This is a genomic window from Streptosporangium lutulentum, from assembly GCF_030811455.1.
Lineage (GTDB): Bacteria > Actinomycetota > Actinomycetes > Streptosporangiales > Streptosporangiaceae > Streptosporangium > Streptosporangium lutulentum.
Map to the genome: position 1 here is coordinate 5,230,628 of NZ_JAUSQU010000001.1, position 15,708 is coordinate 5,246,335.

Below are 15,708 nucleotides of genomic sequence, written 5' to 3' on the forward strand. Positions count from 1 at the left end.
CCCTCCGGGAAATGGATCAGTCTGCTGGAACCGCGACGGGACCGGAAATCGGCTCGGCGAGGGCGTCGACGACGCCTGCGAGTTTCTTGGACCGGTCTTCGGGCGGATTGATGTAGGAGACGGGAACCCCGCAGGCGGCGGCAGGACGGAAGACCGCGGGCATGGAGGCTCCTGCATAGTCAGTTAGGCGTCCCTAACTTAGCTTTCCCTAAGTTATAAGGCCAACAGACTCACCTTCGGGACGGTGTGATAGGCACCACTCTCATCACCCGGCCCCCGGCCCCCGGCCCTCCCGGATCCGGCCTCCTGACCTCCCCGCCTCCCGGCGCCCCGGCGCCCTCGGACGGGCCCGCGTGGAGCGGCGAAGGCCCCCGGTACAGGCCCCGGCGGAACGGCGAAGGCCCCCGGATCATGGATCCCCGGGGGCCTTCGCCATAAGGACTCTCGATTTTCCGTCGAGACGACGGACGCTCAGTCGAGGTAGTCGCGGAGCATCTGAGCTCTGGTCGGGTGGCGGAGTTTGGCCAGTGTCTTGGACTCGATCTGCCGGATCCGCTCCCTGGTCACGCCGAACTCGCGGCCGACCTCCTCCAACGTCCTCGGGTGGCCGTCGGCGAGGCCGAAGCGCAACTGGATGATGCGCTGTTCGCGCTCGGACAGCGTCGCGAGGATGTCGTCGAGCTGGTCCTGCAGCATGATGAAGGCCGCCGCCTCCATCGGCACGACCGCGTCCGCGTCTTCGATGAAGTCACCGAGGTCGGAGTCTTCCTCCCCGATCGGCGACTGCAGCGAGACCGGCTCCTGGGCGATGCGCTGGATCTCGATCACCCGATCGATCGGGAGATCCATCTCCAGTGCGATCTCCTCGGGCGCGGGCTCGCGACCGAGATCCTGATGGAGCTGACGCTGAACCCGGACCAGCTTGTTGATCGTTTCGACCATATGCACCGGAATGCGAATGGTGCGCGCCTGATCGGCGATGGCCCTGGTGATCGCCTGACGAATCCACCATGTGGCATATGTGGAGAACTTGTAACCCTTGGTGTAGTCGAATTTCTCGACCGCGCGGATGAGCCCCAGGTTGCCCTCCTGGATGAGATCCAGGAACAGCATCCCGCGTCCCACATATCTTTTGGCGATTGACACGACAAGCCGAAGATTGGCCTCAATCAGCCTCTGCTTGGCGCGCGTTCCCTGCCAGACGAGCTCTTTGAACTCCGGGAAGACCAGCCGCGACACGACGCTGGTCAGCTTGTCCTCCGCGAACAGCCCGGCTTCGATCGACTTGGCGAGCTCCACCTCCTCCTCGGCCGTGAGCAGGGGCACACGACCGATCTCCCGCAGGTAGATGCGGACCAGGTCGCTCGTCGGCGCCCGTTTCCCGACATCTTCCTCATCGGACCGGGTGGGCTCCTCGTCGCCCTGGGGCTCGAGGACCTCCACTCCGTGCTCGGCGAGCATCCGGACGACGCGTTCAAGCGCGTCGGACGGCAGCTCGGACTTGTCGAGAGCGGCGGCCACGTCATCAACCGTGACGCTTCCGCGCTCTCTTCCTTTCGTGACGAGGTCGGCCACCTGGTCTACCGATGGCGGCCCACTTGGCAGCACCGATGCACCCACGGGAGACAGTCTGCTGTATTAGTCCCCCTAAATGGCAGACCTATTTTTGTCACCGAAGGTAAGGCCGCGATCATTATCGGATCGAGACCTTATTAGGGTTTGGTCGAATCGACCTGCGGACATTAAAGCTAATTACGACATCAGCTTGTGGCGATGCGTTCCTTCAGTAACCGTCGCTGCTGCTCCAGCGCGACCAGTTCGCCGAACAGCCGGTTGTACTCCTGCTGTTCCTCGACCGGGTTGGTCCGCTGCATCCGTGACTTCAGCTGCTCGACCGCCCGCGCCACCGAGATGAGCTCCAGGGCCGCCAGCATGGCCGAGGCGTAGCGCTCCTCGTTCGCCAGGTCCGCCTGGAGCTCCTCCACCGCGAAGCGGGTGACCACCCCGCGCAGGACGTCGTCGGCCCCCGCGAGCAACCGGTCCACCCACTCGCGCCCGCCCTGCCCGGCCACCGCCATACCGCCAACGTCCACGATCAGCTTGTACAGCGCCGCGTGTTCGGCGAGCGTGAACGCCTCCGCGCCGAGCGCCTCGAAGCGGGGACCGAGCAGCGCCGGACGCTGCACGGCCAGTCTCAGCATCTCGGCCTCGGTCCGCACGGCGGGATCGGTGAGGTCGGCGACCTTCCGCGGCGCGGGGCGGCGCTGTGCCTGCGGCTGGGCGACGGCGGAGATCTCGGCGATGCGATCCATGACGAACCGCTCGTTGTTGAAGCCCAGCCAGCGGTCGAGGTCGACCCCGTACAGCTGGCGGAGGGACCTGTCCTTGATCCCTGCCACGATCGGAGCGGCGGCGTCCAGCGCGGACAGCCGGCCCTCGTTGGTGCTCACGTCGTAGCGGGAGATCACGTTGCGGATCGCGAACGCGAACAGCGGCTCCCTGCTGGCGATCAGATCGCGCACGGCCGCCTCGCCGTGCCTGATGCGCAGATCGCACGGGTCGAGCCCGTCCGGTTGCACGGCCACGAAGGTCTGGGTGACGAACTTCTGCTCGTCGGCGAAGGCCCGCAGCGCCGCCTTCTGCCCCGCCGCGTCACCGTCGAAGGTGAAGACCACCTCGCCGTGCGAGCCCGACTGGTCCAGCAGCAGCCGCCGGAGCACCTTGATGTGCTCCTCGCCGAACGCGGTGCCGCAGGTGGCCACCGCCGTCGGCACGCCCGACAGGTGGCAGGCCATCACGTCGGTGTAGCCCTCGACGATCACGGCCTGGGAGCGCTTGGAGATCTCCCGCTTGGACAGGTCGATGCCGTAGAGGACCTCGCTCTTCTTGTAGAGCGGGCTTTCCGGGGTGTTCAGGTATTTGGGGCCGTCCTCGGCGTCGTTCAGCTTCCGCGCGCCGAACCCGATCACGTCACCGGTGATGTCGCGGATCGGCCAGACCAGCCGTCCCCGGAATCGGTCGATCGGGCCGCGCCGGCCCTCCTTGGCGAGCCCGCCCTTGATCAGCTCGGCCGAGGTGAAGCCCCTGCCCATCAGGTGCCGCGAGAGCGCCTCCCACTCGGCGGGCGCGTAGCCCACCCCGAAGTGCTCGGCGTCGACCCGCTCGAACCCGCGCTCCGACAGGAACCTGCGCCCGATGGCGGCGTCGGGGGCCGCCAGCTTCGAGACGTAGAACTCCGCCGCCGCCTTGTGGGCCTCGATCAGGCGGCTGCGCTCGCCCTGCTCCCGCCCGGGGACGTAACCGCCCTGCTCGTAGCGGAGCTGGATGCCCGCCCGGTTGGCCAGTTGCTCCACGGCCTCACCGAACGACAGGTGGTCCAGGCGCCTGACGAAGGTGATGACGTCGCCACCCTCGGCGCACCCGAAGCAGTACCAGTAACCCCGGGTGGGGGTGACGTTGAACGATGGGCTCTTCTCCTCATGGAAGGGGCACAGCCCCTTCAGGTTTCCTCCGCCCGCGTTACGGAGCTGGATGTGCTCACCCACGATGTCCGCGATCGGCGAGCGCTCCCGCACGAGCGCGATGTCCTCGTCACTGATCCGGCCTGCCACGCCGCGAGTCTAGTCCGGCGCCCCGACAGCTCGAAGCTCACGGCGGGCGCGGAGCGGGACGCGAACGTGGATCAGAAGGACATTCGAGAGGACGACTTTCCCGAAGCGGTCATAAGCGATCAGGAGGTCGGTTACAAAGGTAAAGGTGAATTCTCGATAATGTTACGCAGGTGGAGATCATGCGATCGGGGCACATAGCGCGATTGACCGTCGTGACCGGCGCGGTCCTCGTAACGGGGGCCTGCGCGTCACCAGGTGGAGTACCCGGCATCAGTACGCTGCCTCCGGTCCCCATGTCGGCGGAGGAGGCCATCCCGACGCCGACGGACCTGGTCACCGCGACGATTCCGGCGGCGACACCGACGGCGACGCCCGTTCCTCAGACGGCGGTGGACCGGCCCAAGGCCGACCCCCCGGTACGGGTGCCGCCTCCGAAGCTTTCCCAGTACACCTACGCCTTCCCGGTGAAGGGCTGCAAGGTGACCTACGAGAGCAGGTTGCTGGTCCTGCCCAAGACCACGATCTGGGCGGGCAAGGGATGTTCCTTCGTCTCCCCGGTGAGCGGCGTGGTCTACGAGACCAACGCCCAGAACCGGTGGACGCCCTCCACCGACCGCGGGCCGGATCGTGAGGGCCGGTTCGTCACGGTCGTCGGAGACGACGGCGTGCGCTACCTGGGCGGCCACCTGGACTCGATCACTCCGGGGATCAAGCCCGGCGTCCGGGTCGGCGCGGGTCAGGTCCTCGGGCAGGTCGGCAACTCCGGCAACGCCCGTTCCACCGCCAGCAACCTCTACTTCGCGATCTCCTGGAAGGCCGATTCCTCACTCTGGTGGGTACGGCGCGGCATGGTCGAGCCGTGGGACTACCTGGACGCCTGGCTGAAGGGCAACCCCACGCTGTCCCCCAGGGGCGAGATGCAGGCCGTGATGAACCGGACGGGAGCCGCGCCCAGGTGCGTGACCCTGTGCGCGTCCAAGCCCGTGCCCACCCGCAAGCCGACGAAGAGGCCGCCGAAGCCTGTGCCGCAGATCACCCTGGACCCCATCGGGCCGCCGCCCTGACCGTCTGGGAGCCGAAGGGGGCGTGCGGGGCCTCTCAGCGTCCTGAGAGGTCCCGGTGCCAGGTGACCGCCGAGGTGTCGGTGAGCGAGGCGATCTGGTCGATGACCACGCGGAGCCGTCCGGCGTCCGTGGTGGCCTTGGTGAAGAAGGGACGGAGCGCCGGCTCCAGGGTGCCCGGCGCGCCCAGCATGATCAGGTGGCCCAGGTCGCGGATGAGCTCGCGCTGCCTGGCCCGGTTGGCGTTGTGCGCGTCCCTGGTTATCACGTAGTGGACGGTGAGTCCCTTCAGCACCGCGCACTCCAGCCGGGTGGTCCTCGGCACGATCAGGTCGGCGCTGTGGCGGCCCACGGTGGGGCCGTACACCTCCTGGGTGGCGACCTGCGCGGACCTGCAGAGGTGGCCGATGAGCGCGCTGGTGAGGCCCTTGATCGCGGCGAGGTCCGCGAGGGAGGCGTCGAAGTGGCGGGGCCAGAGCGGCTGGGCGACCAGACGGCCGAAGATCTCCTCCAGCTCGCCCGGATCGGCGTCGGGGGCGTACCAGGCCCGGGTGGTCGCGCAGACCTCGCGGCGCTCGGCCGGGTCGCGCAGCATCTCCAGCACGACGTCCCCGGAGTGGAGCGCGTCCTCAAGGTCGTGCACCGAGTAGGCGACGTCGTCGGCCCAGTCCATGATCTGGGCCTCGAAGCTGACCCGCCCGGGGGGCGCGCCCTCCCTGATCCAGTCGAAGACCGCCATGTCGTCGTCGTAGACGCAGTATTTGGCGCTCGTCTCGCGGGTCCACGGATATTTGATCGCGGCGTCCAGCGAGGCCCGGGTGAGGTTGAGGCCGGCGCTGCGGCCGTCCTCGGTGACGACCTTGGCCTCCAGCCGGGTCAGCAGGCGCAGGCTCTGCGCGTTGCCCTCGAACCCGCCGCATCCGGCGGCGAGGTCGTTGAGCGCGGTCTCCCCGTTGTGACCGAACGGCGGGTGCCCGAGATCGTGGGCCAGGCAGGCGGTCTCCACCAGGTCGGGGTCCAGGCCGAGCGTCTCGCCCATCTCCCGGCCGATCTGCGCGCACTCCAGGGAGTGGGTCAGGCGGGTGCGCGGCATGTGCTGCCCGCTGCCGAGGGTCTCCCCCGGACCGACCACCTGGGTCTTGGCCGCGAGCCTGCGCAGTCCCGCGCTGTGCAGCACCCGCGCCCGATCTCGCTCGAACGGGCGTCTCTCAGGGTTGCCGGGCGGTTCCGGCACCCACCGGGCTTGGTCGTGTTCGTCGTAACCATGCATAAGTGCTGTGATTTTATCCGGGAAAGGGTCAGTCCACGCCGAACGGCGAGAAAACACCTGGTGACCAGGCGCGCCTCCACCTGGGATGAGACCGTCGCGACACCGCGAACCCACGGGATCGCGACGGTCCGCCGCTAGCGGGTGTCCGCGCCGGTACGGATCAGGGCCGCGCGCCCCGCCTCCAGCCGGGCGACCGGGATGCGGAACGGCGAGCAGGACACGTAGTCGAGGCCGGCCTGGTGACAGAAGTGGATCGAGTCGGGGTCGCCGCCGTGCTCGCCGCAGATGCCGAGCTTGAGGTCGGGACGGGTCTTGCGGCCCTCCTCCACGGCGAGCAGGACGAGCCTGCCGACGCCGTCGCGGTCCAGGGTCTCGAACGGGGAGACCCCGAAGACGCCCAGCTCCAGATACTTGGAGAAGAAGGCGGCCTCGACGTCGTCGCGGGAGAAGCCCCAGGTCATCTGGGTCAGGTCGTTGGTGCCGAAGGAGAAGAACTGGGCGGCCTCGGCGATCTGCCCGGCGGTCAGCGCCGCGCGCGGCACCTCGATCATCGTGCCGATCAGCGCCTCGACCCCGACCTCGGCGAGGATCTTCTGCGCCTCCTCCTTGACGTGCTCCAGCTCCTGGACCGCGCCGACGAGCGGGATCATGACCTCCGCGTGAGCGCCCGGTACGGCCTTGGCCGCCTCGGCGATCGCCCGGACCTGCATGGCGAACAGGCCGGGGATGACCAGGCCGAGCCGTACGCCGCGAAGGCCCAGCATGGGGTTCTGCTCGTGCAGTCGTTTGACCGCGGCGAGCAGCTTGCGGTCCTTCTCCTCCGCCCGGTCACCCGCGAGGGCGACCTTCACCGACAGCTCGGTGTAGTCGGGCAGGAACTCATGCAACGGCGGGTCGATCAGGCGGATCGTGACGGGCAGCCCGTCCATCTCCTGGAAGATCTCGGTGAAGTCCGCCTCCTGCAGCGGCTTCAGCGCGGCCAGCGCCCGCTCACGCTCCTCCGAGGAGGTGGCCAGGACCAGATCCTCGACCAGCCTGCGGCGGTCGCCGAGGAACATGTGCTCGGTACGGCAGAGCCCGATGCCCTGGGCCCCGAACCGGCGGGCCCGGGCGGAGTCCTCGGCGTTGTCCGCGTTCGCCCGCACCTCCAGCCGCCGGGACGCGTCGGCGTGGGACATGACGCGATGCACGGCCTGGACGAGTTCGTCCTCGTCGCCGACCTCGCCCGAGCCCTCGAAGTACTCCATGACCGGGGAGGCGACCACGGGCACCTCTCCGAGGTAGACGGCGCCGCTGGTGCCGTCGATGGAGATGACGTCTCCCTCGGAGACCACGATGCCGCCGGGCGCGGTGAACCTGCGCTCCGCGGCCGAGACCTCCAGCTCCTCGGCGCCGCACACGCAGGTCTTGCCCATGCCCCGGGCGACCACGGCCGCGTGCGAGGTCTTGCCGCCGCGGCTGGTCAGAACGCCCTGGGCGGCGATCATCCCGGCCAGGTCGTCGGGAGTGGTCTCGCGGCTGACCAGGACGACGGACTCGCCCCGGGCGGCGAGCTCGACGGCCCGCTCGGCGGAGAAGACGGCCTTGCCGACTGCCGCGCCCGGCGAGGCGTTCATCCCCTTGGTGATCACCGCGCTCTCCGCGTCCTTGGCGAACCGGGGGAACATGAGCTGGGCGAGCTGGGCGCCGGTGACCCTGCTCAGGGCCTCGTCGATGTCGATCATGCCCTGGTCCACCAGCTGCACGGCGATGCGGAACGCGGCGCCCGGGGTCCGCTTGCCCACGCGGGTCTGGAGCATCCAGAGCTTGCCGCGCTCGACGGTGAACTCGATGTCGCACAGGTCGCGGTAGTGGTTCTCCAGCTTGTCCATGATCTGCATGAGCTCGTCGTAGACGGGCTTGTCGATGCCCTCGAGGTCCTGCAGGGAGATGGTGTTGCGGATGCCCGCGACCACGTCCTCGCCCTGGGCGTTCTGCAGGTAGTCGCCGTACACGCCCTGGTGGCCGGTGCCGGGGTCCCGGGTGAAGGCCACGCCGGTTCCGGAGTCCATGCCCCAGTTGCCGAAGACCATCGAGCAGATGTTGACCGCGGTGCCCAGATCGGCCGGAATGCGCTCCTGGCGGCGGTAGACGACGGCGCGCGGGGCGTTCCAGGACTCGAAGACGGCCTTCGTCGCCATCCGCATCTGCAGGTACGGGTCGGCGGGGAAATTCTCGCCGGTCTGGTCGGCGACGATGCCCTTGTAGGTCGTCACCAGGCGCTGGAAGTCGGCCGCGTCCAGCTCCAGGTCGTCGCGCCCGCCCTTGAGCTCTTCAAGGGCCGCGTCGAACAGCTCGCCGTCGATGCCCTGGACCGTCTTGCCGAACATCTGGATGAGACGCCGGTAGGAGTCCCAGGCGAAGCGCTCGTTGCCGCCCGCCTGCTTCGCCAGGCCGTGCACCGACTCGTCGTTCAGCCCGATGTTGAGAACCGTGTCCATCATGCCCGGCATCGAGAACTTGGCCCCGGAGCGCACGCTCACCAGCAACGGGTCGTCGGCCTGGCCCAGGCGACGGCCCATCCGGCTCTCCAGCGCGTCCAGGTGCTCGGCGATCTCCTCCTCCAGGCCCTCCGGAAGGGTTTCCTCCTCCAGGAACCTGCGGCACGCCTCACTGGTGATCGTGAAGCCGGGGGGCACCGGCAATCCGAGATTGGTCATCTCCGCCAGGTTGGCGCCTTTACCGCCGAGCAGATCCTTAAGATCTTTGTTGCCCTCGGTGAAGTCGTAAACATACTTGGGCACGGCCGCTCCTTCTTCGACTTCAAACGGCGTTTGGTTCCGCCTCTCTTCGGACTCTACCGACGAAGGACGCGACGAAACGTCACTAACTAGACCAAAAGGCGTTTCCCCAGCTCATACCCCATGGAGCGGTCTACTCCAATTCACATCAGAACAAAATCAATCGCCATATCACCCGCCCCGAGAATTGGTATAAACCAATTGGTGTAAACCAATCTTCTCAGCATTCAAACACGTTCACGGGAGGTTCAGGCCCTGTGGTACAGGGCCGCCGTCGACCGCGCGATCATCCCGGCCGGCGGAGATTGTCTCCGCGTACGGATCGTGTTCTCCCCGCGCGGGAGGCCGGGTCGCGGCGACGAACGCGACGAGGGCCGGGGCCGGCATGGCCCGGTATGGCCACGGCATGGCCCCGGTGAGGTGCCGACACCTGCCGGTCACGGCGGAGGCGCGGCGAGGGCGGAGGGAGCCGAGGCGGTGGGGAGGGCGCAGCGGAGCGATCCGGCCCGCGGCCGCGTGTGCGGCACACCGGCCTGCGAAGGGGACACCACAGGACACCACAGGACACCACAGGCCGGCTACGGAACGCCGCAGGGACACCGCAGGCCGACCGCGGGGCGCCGCAAAGACACCGTAGGACCACCGCAGGGCGCCGTAGGACCACCGCAGGCCGACCGCGGAACGCCGCTTCAGCGAGGTTCGGCCTCGTGAAGGAGACGGGGTGGCAGGTAGGGGGAGGTGACCTGGATGTTCCAGCCCCGGCGGCGGGCATGACAGGCCAGGGCCAGGATGTCGAGGTTGATCGCGGCGTCGGGATCGTCCGCGCGGTCGGCGACCTCGTGGTGGTCGCGGTGGGCTGTGAGGGCGTCGAGGAGGGCCAGGTTGAAGCTCTCCTCGTCGCCCTCGACCAGTTGGGAGAACAGGACGGCCGGCGGGGGGAAGAAACCCCAGGTCCTGGCCTTTTCACAGTCGAGCAGGGCCCGGTCCGTGGCGGGCTCGGGGGCGGCGCCTCGCAGGTAGTCGTGGAGGGCCTGGCGATACGAGGCGAAAGCGGAGTTGTCTTTCCCGAGGACGATGGAGCCGGCGAGGACGAGCGGGGCCAGGTCCTCACGTGCGCCGGTGATCAGGGCGAGGTTCGTGGCGGTGTGCCAGAGACCGGGCCCGGCTTCATCCCCGTGGTACGCGGGGTAGGTGAGCGCCTGGCCGTTGATCGTCACGTCGACGTCGGTGCCGGGCTCGGCGAGGGTGGTGCGGAAGAGTGCTGCACCCAACTGGGAGGCGAGGCGCAGGTTCTCCACCTGCGGGTCCGTGACATCGGCGGACAGCGAGGCACGTCTTTGGAAGAGGATCTTCTGGTAGTTCACGGCGCTCGACAGTTTCCAGGCCTTCAGCGGCTCTCCGGCCACCGGCGTGAAGGCCTCCTCGGTGTACCGCTCCACCAGGACCAGGCTCTCCGGGTTCAGGACCTGGGGATTGCCTGGCCGCTCGAACACCACGGGCCCGGTGGCCAGTGCGGCGACCGCTTCCGGACGCCTGTTGCGGCCGTACTCCTGGACCCGCGGCCCCGCGGACTCGAATCCGGTCACCAGCGCGCGCGGGAGATAGCCGGTGTCGATCGGCGGCTGCCAGCCCTCGCGGCGGTAGGCGAGAGCGGCCAGGGCGAGCGGGAGGAGGGGAAGCAGGGTGCGGGGCGTGGCACCCGGGCCGGGGAGGGCGCTGTACGGAAGCAGCAGCGTGGCCAATCCGGTGCGAAAGGCCTCCGGATCGCCCGCGGTCAGGGCACGCAGGGCGTGGAGCGCGGTGCTCCGCGGGTGGTCGAGGAGGCTTTCGCCGATCTCGTCGTCCAGGGTGCGGATCCGGGCGAGCGCGGCGTCGAGCGCGGCGAGCTTCCGCTCCCTGGACGGCGGGTGGTCCGCGTCGTCGCCCGTAACCCCATTGACGTACGCCATCAGGCCGTTGACGAGCTCGACGGCGGGACGCCCGGCCCCGCCCTCCTGGGGCGGCTTGCGGGCGAAGTGGAAGGCCTCCCCGTGCCATTCGGCCTTGCCGGACAGGACCGCCAGGCAGAAGGCGTCAAGCCACTGGTCCGCCGTGACGGACTCCCGCGTGCCCTCGGACCCGGACTCGTAGCCCACCCCGAAGTTCACGTAGTTGAGGAAGACCTGGAAGTCGTTGTGCGGGTAGTACGCGGCGTACGCCACGGCACCCGCGGCGGCCTCGGCGGCGTCCTCGAGGACCGCCTTGGCCTCGGGGGTGTCAAGGTCGGGCGTCTCGACCGAGAGCGCGCCCAGATAGTCCAGGAACTCCTTCGAGATCAGCCACCACTCCCAGGTGGTCATCGGGCCGGCCTTCGACATGGAGCGGACCTGCGAACCGATCCTGTTGGTGAAGTCCTCGCGGGCCGCCGCGACCACGGCCTCGCCCACCCGGTGCCGCTCTATCCGCACTGTTCCGCTCCCCGCATCCCCGTTTGTGACCCCAGCCTAGTGATCTCTTGATCGCGGGCTTCCCGCCGACCGATCAGGACGGGGCGGCCCGTGACCGGACGGAGCACACATACAGGTACGGCTCCCGCCTGTGTGACGGGAGCCGTACCGGAAGACCGGATCGTGAGGATCAGTCGTTGAGGTGCTGGCGGAGATAGGACTCGACCTGGTCGAGGGCCACGCGCTCCTGGGCCATCGAGTCGCGCTCGCGGATGGTCACCGCGTGGTCCTCAAGGGTGTCGAAGTCGACGGTGATGCAGAACGGCGTGCCGATCTCGTCCTGGCGGCGGTAGCGGCGGCCGATCGCGCCCGCGTCGTCGAACTCGACGTTCCACCGGCGGCGGAGCTGGGCGGCCAGGTCCTTGGCCTTGGGCGACAGGTCGGCGTTGCGCGACAGCGGGAGCACCGCGACCTTGACCGGCGCGAGACGGTGGTCGAGGCGCATGACCGTGCGCTTCTCCATGACGCCCTTGGCGTTGGGCGCCTCGTCCTCGGTGTAGGCGTCCATCATGAAGGTGAGCGTGGCGCGGTCGACACCGGCCGCGGGCTCGATCACGTAGGGGACGTAACGCTCGCCGGTGTCCTGCTCGAAGAAGCTGAGGTCGGTGCCGGAGGCCTTGCCGTGCGCGGTCAGGTCGAAGTCGGTGCGGTTGGCGACGCCCTCAAGCTCGCCCCACTCGCCGCCGGTGAAGTTGAAGCGGTACTCGATGTCGACGGTCCGCTTGGCGTAGTGGGCCAGCTTCTCCTGCGGGTGCTCGTAGATCCGCAGGTTGTCCTTGTTGATGCCCAGGTCGGTGTACCAGCGGAAGCGCTCGTCGATCCAGTACTGGTGCCACTCCTCGTCGCTGCCCGGCTTGACGAAGAACTCCATCTCCATCTGCTCGAACTCGCGGGTGCGGAAGATGAAGTTGCCCGGAGTGATCTCGTTGCGGAACGACTTGCCGATCTGGCCGATGCCGAACGGGATCTTCTTGCGCGCCGACTGCTGCACGTTGAGGTAGTTGATGAAGATGCCCTGGGCGGTCTCCGGCCTCAGGTAGGCGAGGCCGGACTCGTCCTCGACCGCGCCCAGGTAGGTCTTCAACAGACCGCTGAACTGCTTGGGCGCGGTGAAGGAGCCCTTGTTGCCGCAGTTGGGGCAGGTGATCTCGGCCAGGCCGCCCACCGGCGGCTTGCCGTGCTTCTCCTCGTAGGCCTCTTCGAGGTGGTCGGCGCGGTAGCGCTTGTGACACGACTGGCACTCGGTCAACGGGTCCGTGAAGGTCTCAACGTGGCCGCTGGCCTGCCACACCTCACGGGCCAGGATCACAGAGGAGTCAAGGCCGACCACGTCGTCACGGCCCTGCACCACGCTCTTCCACCACTGCCGCTTCACGTTGTTCTTGAGCTCCACGCCAAGCGGACCGTAGTCCCACGACGCGCGCAGGCCGCCGTAGATCTCGCTTGAGGGATACACAAGCCCGCGTCTCTTGGAGAGGCTGACGATGGTGTCCATGATGTCCGTACGGCGTGCCATAAGGGAAAATCTCCATCCGGCTGGAGGTCGGCGAGGAAGTGATTGGGTCTCCAGCTTAGGGGAGCCGGACCGCCGGGACATGCGCTTAAACCATGAGGCCCGCCTCACTTCCTCGTCCGGCGGGACGCATAAGGGACGTCAGGGCCTGTCCACGTCCTCGAACGCGCTCGGCTCATTGATCATCAATGTCATCAGCGGATACATCGCCATCCGCGCCGCACCCAGTGCCCGCCGGTAGAACCCGGCGCCCTCCCACTCGCTGACCAGCGCCCACAGATCCGGCTCGTCCACCGATCTCGACACCCGGCCGCGCACGTATCCGGGCTGCCCCGCCAGGGTGTCGACGATGTCGTGGGCCTGGTTCAGGAACTCCTCGGTCTGGCCGGGCGGCACCGAGTAACGGATGAGAGCAAGCATCCGCCCAGCATGCCAGAGCGCCGCCCCCTCCCCGCCCCGGCCCTTCCGCTTACTGCGGGGTTCCTCAATGGAGGTCGCGAATACGCGGTCGAGAACCTGAGGCCCTCAGGGTGGCCTTCCGCTCGCGGCGTCCCGGACCGATGACAACCCGTACTCCCAATGAGGAAGGTCGCACTACTGCCTGCTGCCTGCTGCCTGCTCGGCCTATCTCGGCCTGACGCCCGCTCTGTTTGCCCTGTCCCGCGCTGCTCGCCGTCCACTACCTGCTCTGCCCTACCGTCTGCCACCACCTGCCGCTGTCTTACCGTCTGCACCATCTGTGACCCGGTCCGACCTCCAGCGTCTGCCGCTCCGCGGCTTATCGGCGTTAGGCTCGGGCTGTGGCTGACAAGCGCGGTGAACGCCCCGCACATCCTCTGTCCCAGCGGCGCCCTCAGCAGGCGAAACGCCCGCTGCCGGCGGGCGAGCAGTTCTTCACGCCTGGCGCGACGGGCCTGCGGAAGAAGGTCGAGCAGCGCAGCGCGGCCCCACTCGTCTTCCTCTTCCAGCTGCCGCGCTGGATCGCTCCGGTAGCGCTCGTGATCCTTCTCCTGGTCGGCTTCGCGGTGCCGTCCTTCGTGGGCGGGCTCGCGGCGCTGGTGGTCCTCGGGTTCGTCGGCTGGCTCGCCTACATGTCGTGGCCGTCACTGGGCGCCGGGGGTCGCGTCATGCGTGTCACGCTGCTCACCTTCCTGATCCTGCTGGTCGCCGACCGTTTCGGCGCTTTCTGAGCGGCGTGGCTTCCCGGCGGTCCCGCTTTTCAGGCGGTTTTTCAGGCGGCACGGCTTCTGGGCGGTACGGGGTCCGCCGTACCGCCCAGAAGAAGCGCGAGACCGAAACGATCAGCCGGGCGCCCGGCCGGAGCGGTCGACCGGCCCGCTCGGTCTGAACGGATCGGTCGTACCGCCCGGCCCCAGACCGTGAGGCGCCCCGGACCGGCGCTCTCCGGCCGGTCTCCAGGCCGCCGATCGGTCAGGTGGAAGGCGGCAGCAGCGTGTAGCCGGGGAAGTTGCCCGGCAGACGCTCCGCGTCGGGCCCCTGGGTGACGGCCCGGACAAGCAGCTCACCACCGACGAACGCGCCCCGCCACGACGCGCCGAGGCCGCCGAACAGCTCTTCGCGGTCGCCGCGCGAACGCGGCGCGTTGACGCCCACCTTGAACGCCCGCACCTCGGAGGCCAGCCGCCTGGCCGTCTCCTCCTCGTCGCAGGAGATCGTGGCGACCAGTGCTCCGTTGCTGGCGTTCATCGCGGCCAGCAGCTCGGCCTCGGTGTCGACCAGCACGATGGTGTCGACCGGCCCGAAGGGTTCGGCGTGGAACAGCGGCGACGAGCGGGGCGGAGTGAGGACGGCGACGGGCGCGAGGTAGGCGGAGGTGTCCTGACCGGGCAGGAAACGGCCGTCGTCGAGGGACCCCCGGTACAGGGGCACCCCGCCCTTGGCCACCGCCTCGTCGATCTGGTCGGCGAGCTCCTTGACCTTCGCATTGGTGATCAGCGGGCCGAAGTCGAGGTCCGGCAGCGGATCGTCGGGGGCCTCCACGGCCAGCGGATGGCCGAACCGCACGGAGCGGATCGCCGGCAGGTAGGCGTTCAGGAAGTCGTGGAACAGCGAGCGCTGCACCACGAAGCGCGGATAGGCCGTGCAGCGCTGCTTGGCGTAGTCGAAGCTCTTGCGGATCTGCCCGGTCAGCAGCTCCCAGTTGCCGTACTCCCACACCCCCCAGCAGTTGAGCCCCTCCTGTTCGAGGACGTGCCGGTGCCCAAGGTCAGCGAGGGAGGTGGCCACCTGCCCGCCGGCGTCGCGCCCGCCGACGAAGGAGACACAGCCCAGTTCCGTGCCGCGCACCAGCGCGGGAGAGAGCTCGGCACCTCCCCCGCTGACCAAGGTGATCGGTAGCCCTTCCCGGGTGGCCAGCGCGCAGGCGAGGGTGAGGCAGGCCAGCCCGCCGTCCGTGGGCGCCTTGGCGATGACCGCGTTGCCGGCGAGGACCTGCACGAGCATGGCGTGCATCAGCACGCTCATCGGGTAGTTCCAGCTGGCGATGTTGCTGACCGGCCCGTGCAGCGGGGTCCGGCCCGCGACCATCCGGTCGATCTCGGCCACGTACCAGTGCACCCCCTCGATGCACCGGTCGACGTCGGCGGTCGCCAGCTTCCACGGCTTGCCGATCTCCCACACCAGCAGCAGGGCCAGCAGGTCGCGGTGGGCGGTCAGCGCCTCCAGCGCCGCCGTGACCCGCGCCTTGCGCTCGTCGAGCGGCACGTGCCGCCACAGGCGGTGCTCGTCGAGGCTCGCCTGCACCGCGTGGGAGGCCGCGGCCCTGTCGAGCCGGGGCGGACCGGCGATGGCGGTTCCGTCCACCGGCGAGACGCCGGGCACCGGGCGGCCGTCACGCTGCCAGAACCCGCCCCAGTGGTTGAGGACTCGGTCGTCGTGGAATGCCTCGGGCACCGCCGACACGCACCGGTCGTAGGCGTCGGACCAGGTCGTGCCGGGCTTGAGCATGAACGACATGGATTCCCCTT

General features: G+C 68.7%; 11 protein-coding genes. 2 read left to right on the forward strand and 9 right to left on the reverse strand.

Translation table 11 applies throughout. The features are described 5' to 3' along the window. Positions 1–16: 16 nt before the first annotated feature. The 3 genes from J2853_RS23380 to dnaG form a co-directional block, all read right to left on the reverse strand. A complete protein-coding gene (locus tag J2853_RS23380) occupies positions 17–163 on the reverse strand; it encodes a hypothetical protein (protein WP_307561324.1) in 147 nt (48 codons plus the stop codon). 308 nt (positions 164–471) lie between these two features. Further along, entirely contained in the window at positions 472–1,608 is a 1,137-nt protein-coding gene (rpoD, locus tag J2853_RS23385) for an RNA polymerase sigma factor RpoD (RefSeq protein WP_110695389.1), read from the reverse strand. Positions 1,609–1,760: 152 nt separating this feature from the next. Next, the gene (gene dnaG, locus J2853_RS23390) at positions 1,761–3,611 is read right to left on the reverse strand and encodes a DNA primase (RefSeq protein ID WP_307561329.1); all 1,851 of its coding nucleotides are present in this window, start codon (positions 3,609–3,611) and stop codon (positions 1,761–1,763) included. Between the two features lie 293 nt (positions 3,612–3,904). On the opposite strand from dnaG, the gene J2853_RS23395 reads away from it, so the two are divergent. After that, positions 3,905–4,675, forward strand: coding sequence for a M23 family metallopeptidase (locus tag J2853_RS23395; protein WP_307561331.1), 771 nt, complete (start codon positions 3,905–3,907; stop codon positions 4,673–4,675). Positions 4,676–4,709: 34 nt separating this feature from the next. Here J2853_RS23395 and J2853_RS23400 read toward each other — a convergent pair whose 3' ends face one another. The 5 genes from J2853_RS23400 to J2853_RS23420 all read right to left on the reverse strand — a co-directional run bounded on the left by J2853_RS23400 (position 4,710) and on the right by J2853_RS23420 (position 13,141). Then, positions 4,710–5,942: a deoxyguanosinetriphosphate triphosphohydrolase gene (locus tag J2853_RS23400; RefSeq protein ID WP_307561333.1), complete on the reverse strand. Its 1,233-nt coding sequence runs from the start codon at positions 5,940–5,942 to the stop codon at positions 4,710–4,712. A 134-nt stretch (positions 5,943–6,076) separates the two neighbouring features. Then, a complete protein-coding gene (gene ppdK / locus J2853_RS23405; protein WP_307561335.1) occupies positions 6,077–8,725 on the reverse strand; it encodes a pyruvate, phosphate dikinase in 2,649 nt (882 codons plus the stop codon). Between the two features lie 686 nt (positions 8,726–9,411). Then, positions 9,412–11,169, reverse strand: a complete 1,758-nt coding sequence (locus J2853_RS23410) for an immunity 49 family protein (RefSeq protein WP_307561337.1) — start codon at positions 11,167–11,169, stop codon at positions 9,412–9,414. A gap of 169 nt (positions 11,170–11,338) precedes the next feature. After that, positions 11,339–12,724 (reverse strand): glycine--tRNA ligase, encoded by a 1,386-nt coding sequence (locus J2853_RS23415; protein ID WP_307561339.1) that lies wholly within the window; start codon positions 12,722–12,724, stop codon positions 11,339–11,341. Between the two features lie 138 nt (positions 12,725–12,862). Next, positions 12,863–13,141, reverse strand: a complete 279-nt coding sequence (locus tag J2853_RS23420; RefSeq protein ID WP_307561342.1) for an antibiotic biosynthesis monooxygenase family protein — start codon at positions 13,139–13,141, stop codon at positions 12,863–12,865. Positions 13,142–13,521: 380 nt separating this feature from the next. Between J2853_RS23420 and J2853_RS23425 the strand changes: the two genes are divergently transcribed. Further along, positions 13,522–13,911 (forward strand): DUF6703 family protein, encoded by a 390-nt coding sequence (locus tag J2853_RS23425; protein WP_307561344.1) that lies wholly within the window; start codon positions 13,522–13,524, stop codon positions 13,909–13,911. Between the two features lie 241 nt (positions 13,912–14,152). Here the strand turns inward: J2853_RS23425 and J2853_RS23430 are convergent, their stop codons facing one another. Next, on the reverse strand, positions 14,153–15,697 hold the full coding sequence (locus tag J2853_RS23430; RefSeq protein WP_307561346.1) for an aldehyde dehydrogenase family protein: 1,545 nt from the start codon (positions 15,695–15,697) through the stop codon (positions 14,153–14,155). Between the last annotated feature and the right edge of the window lie 11 nt (positions 15,698–15,708).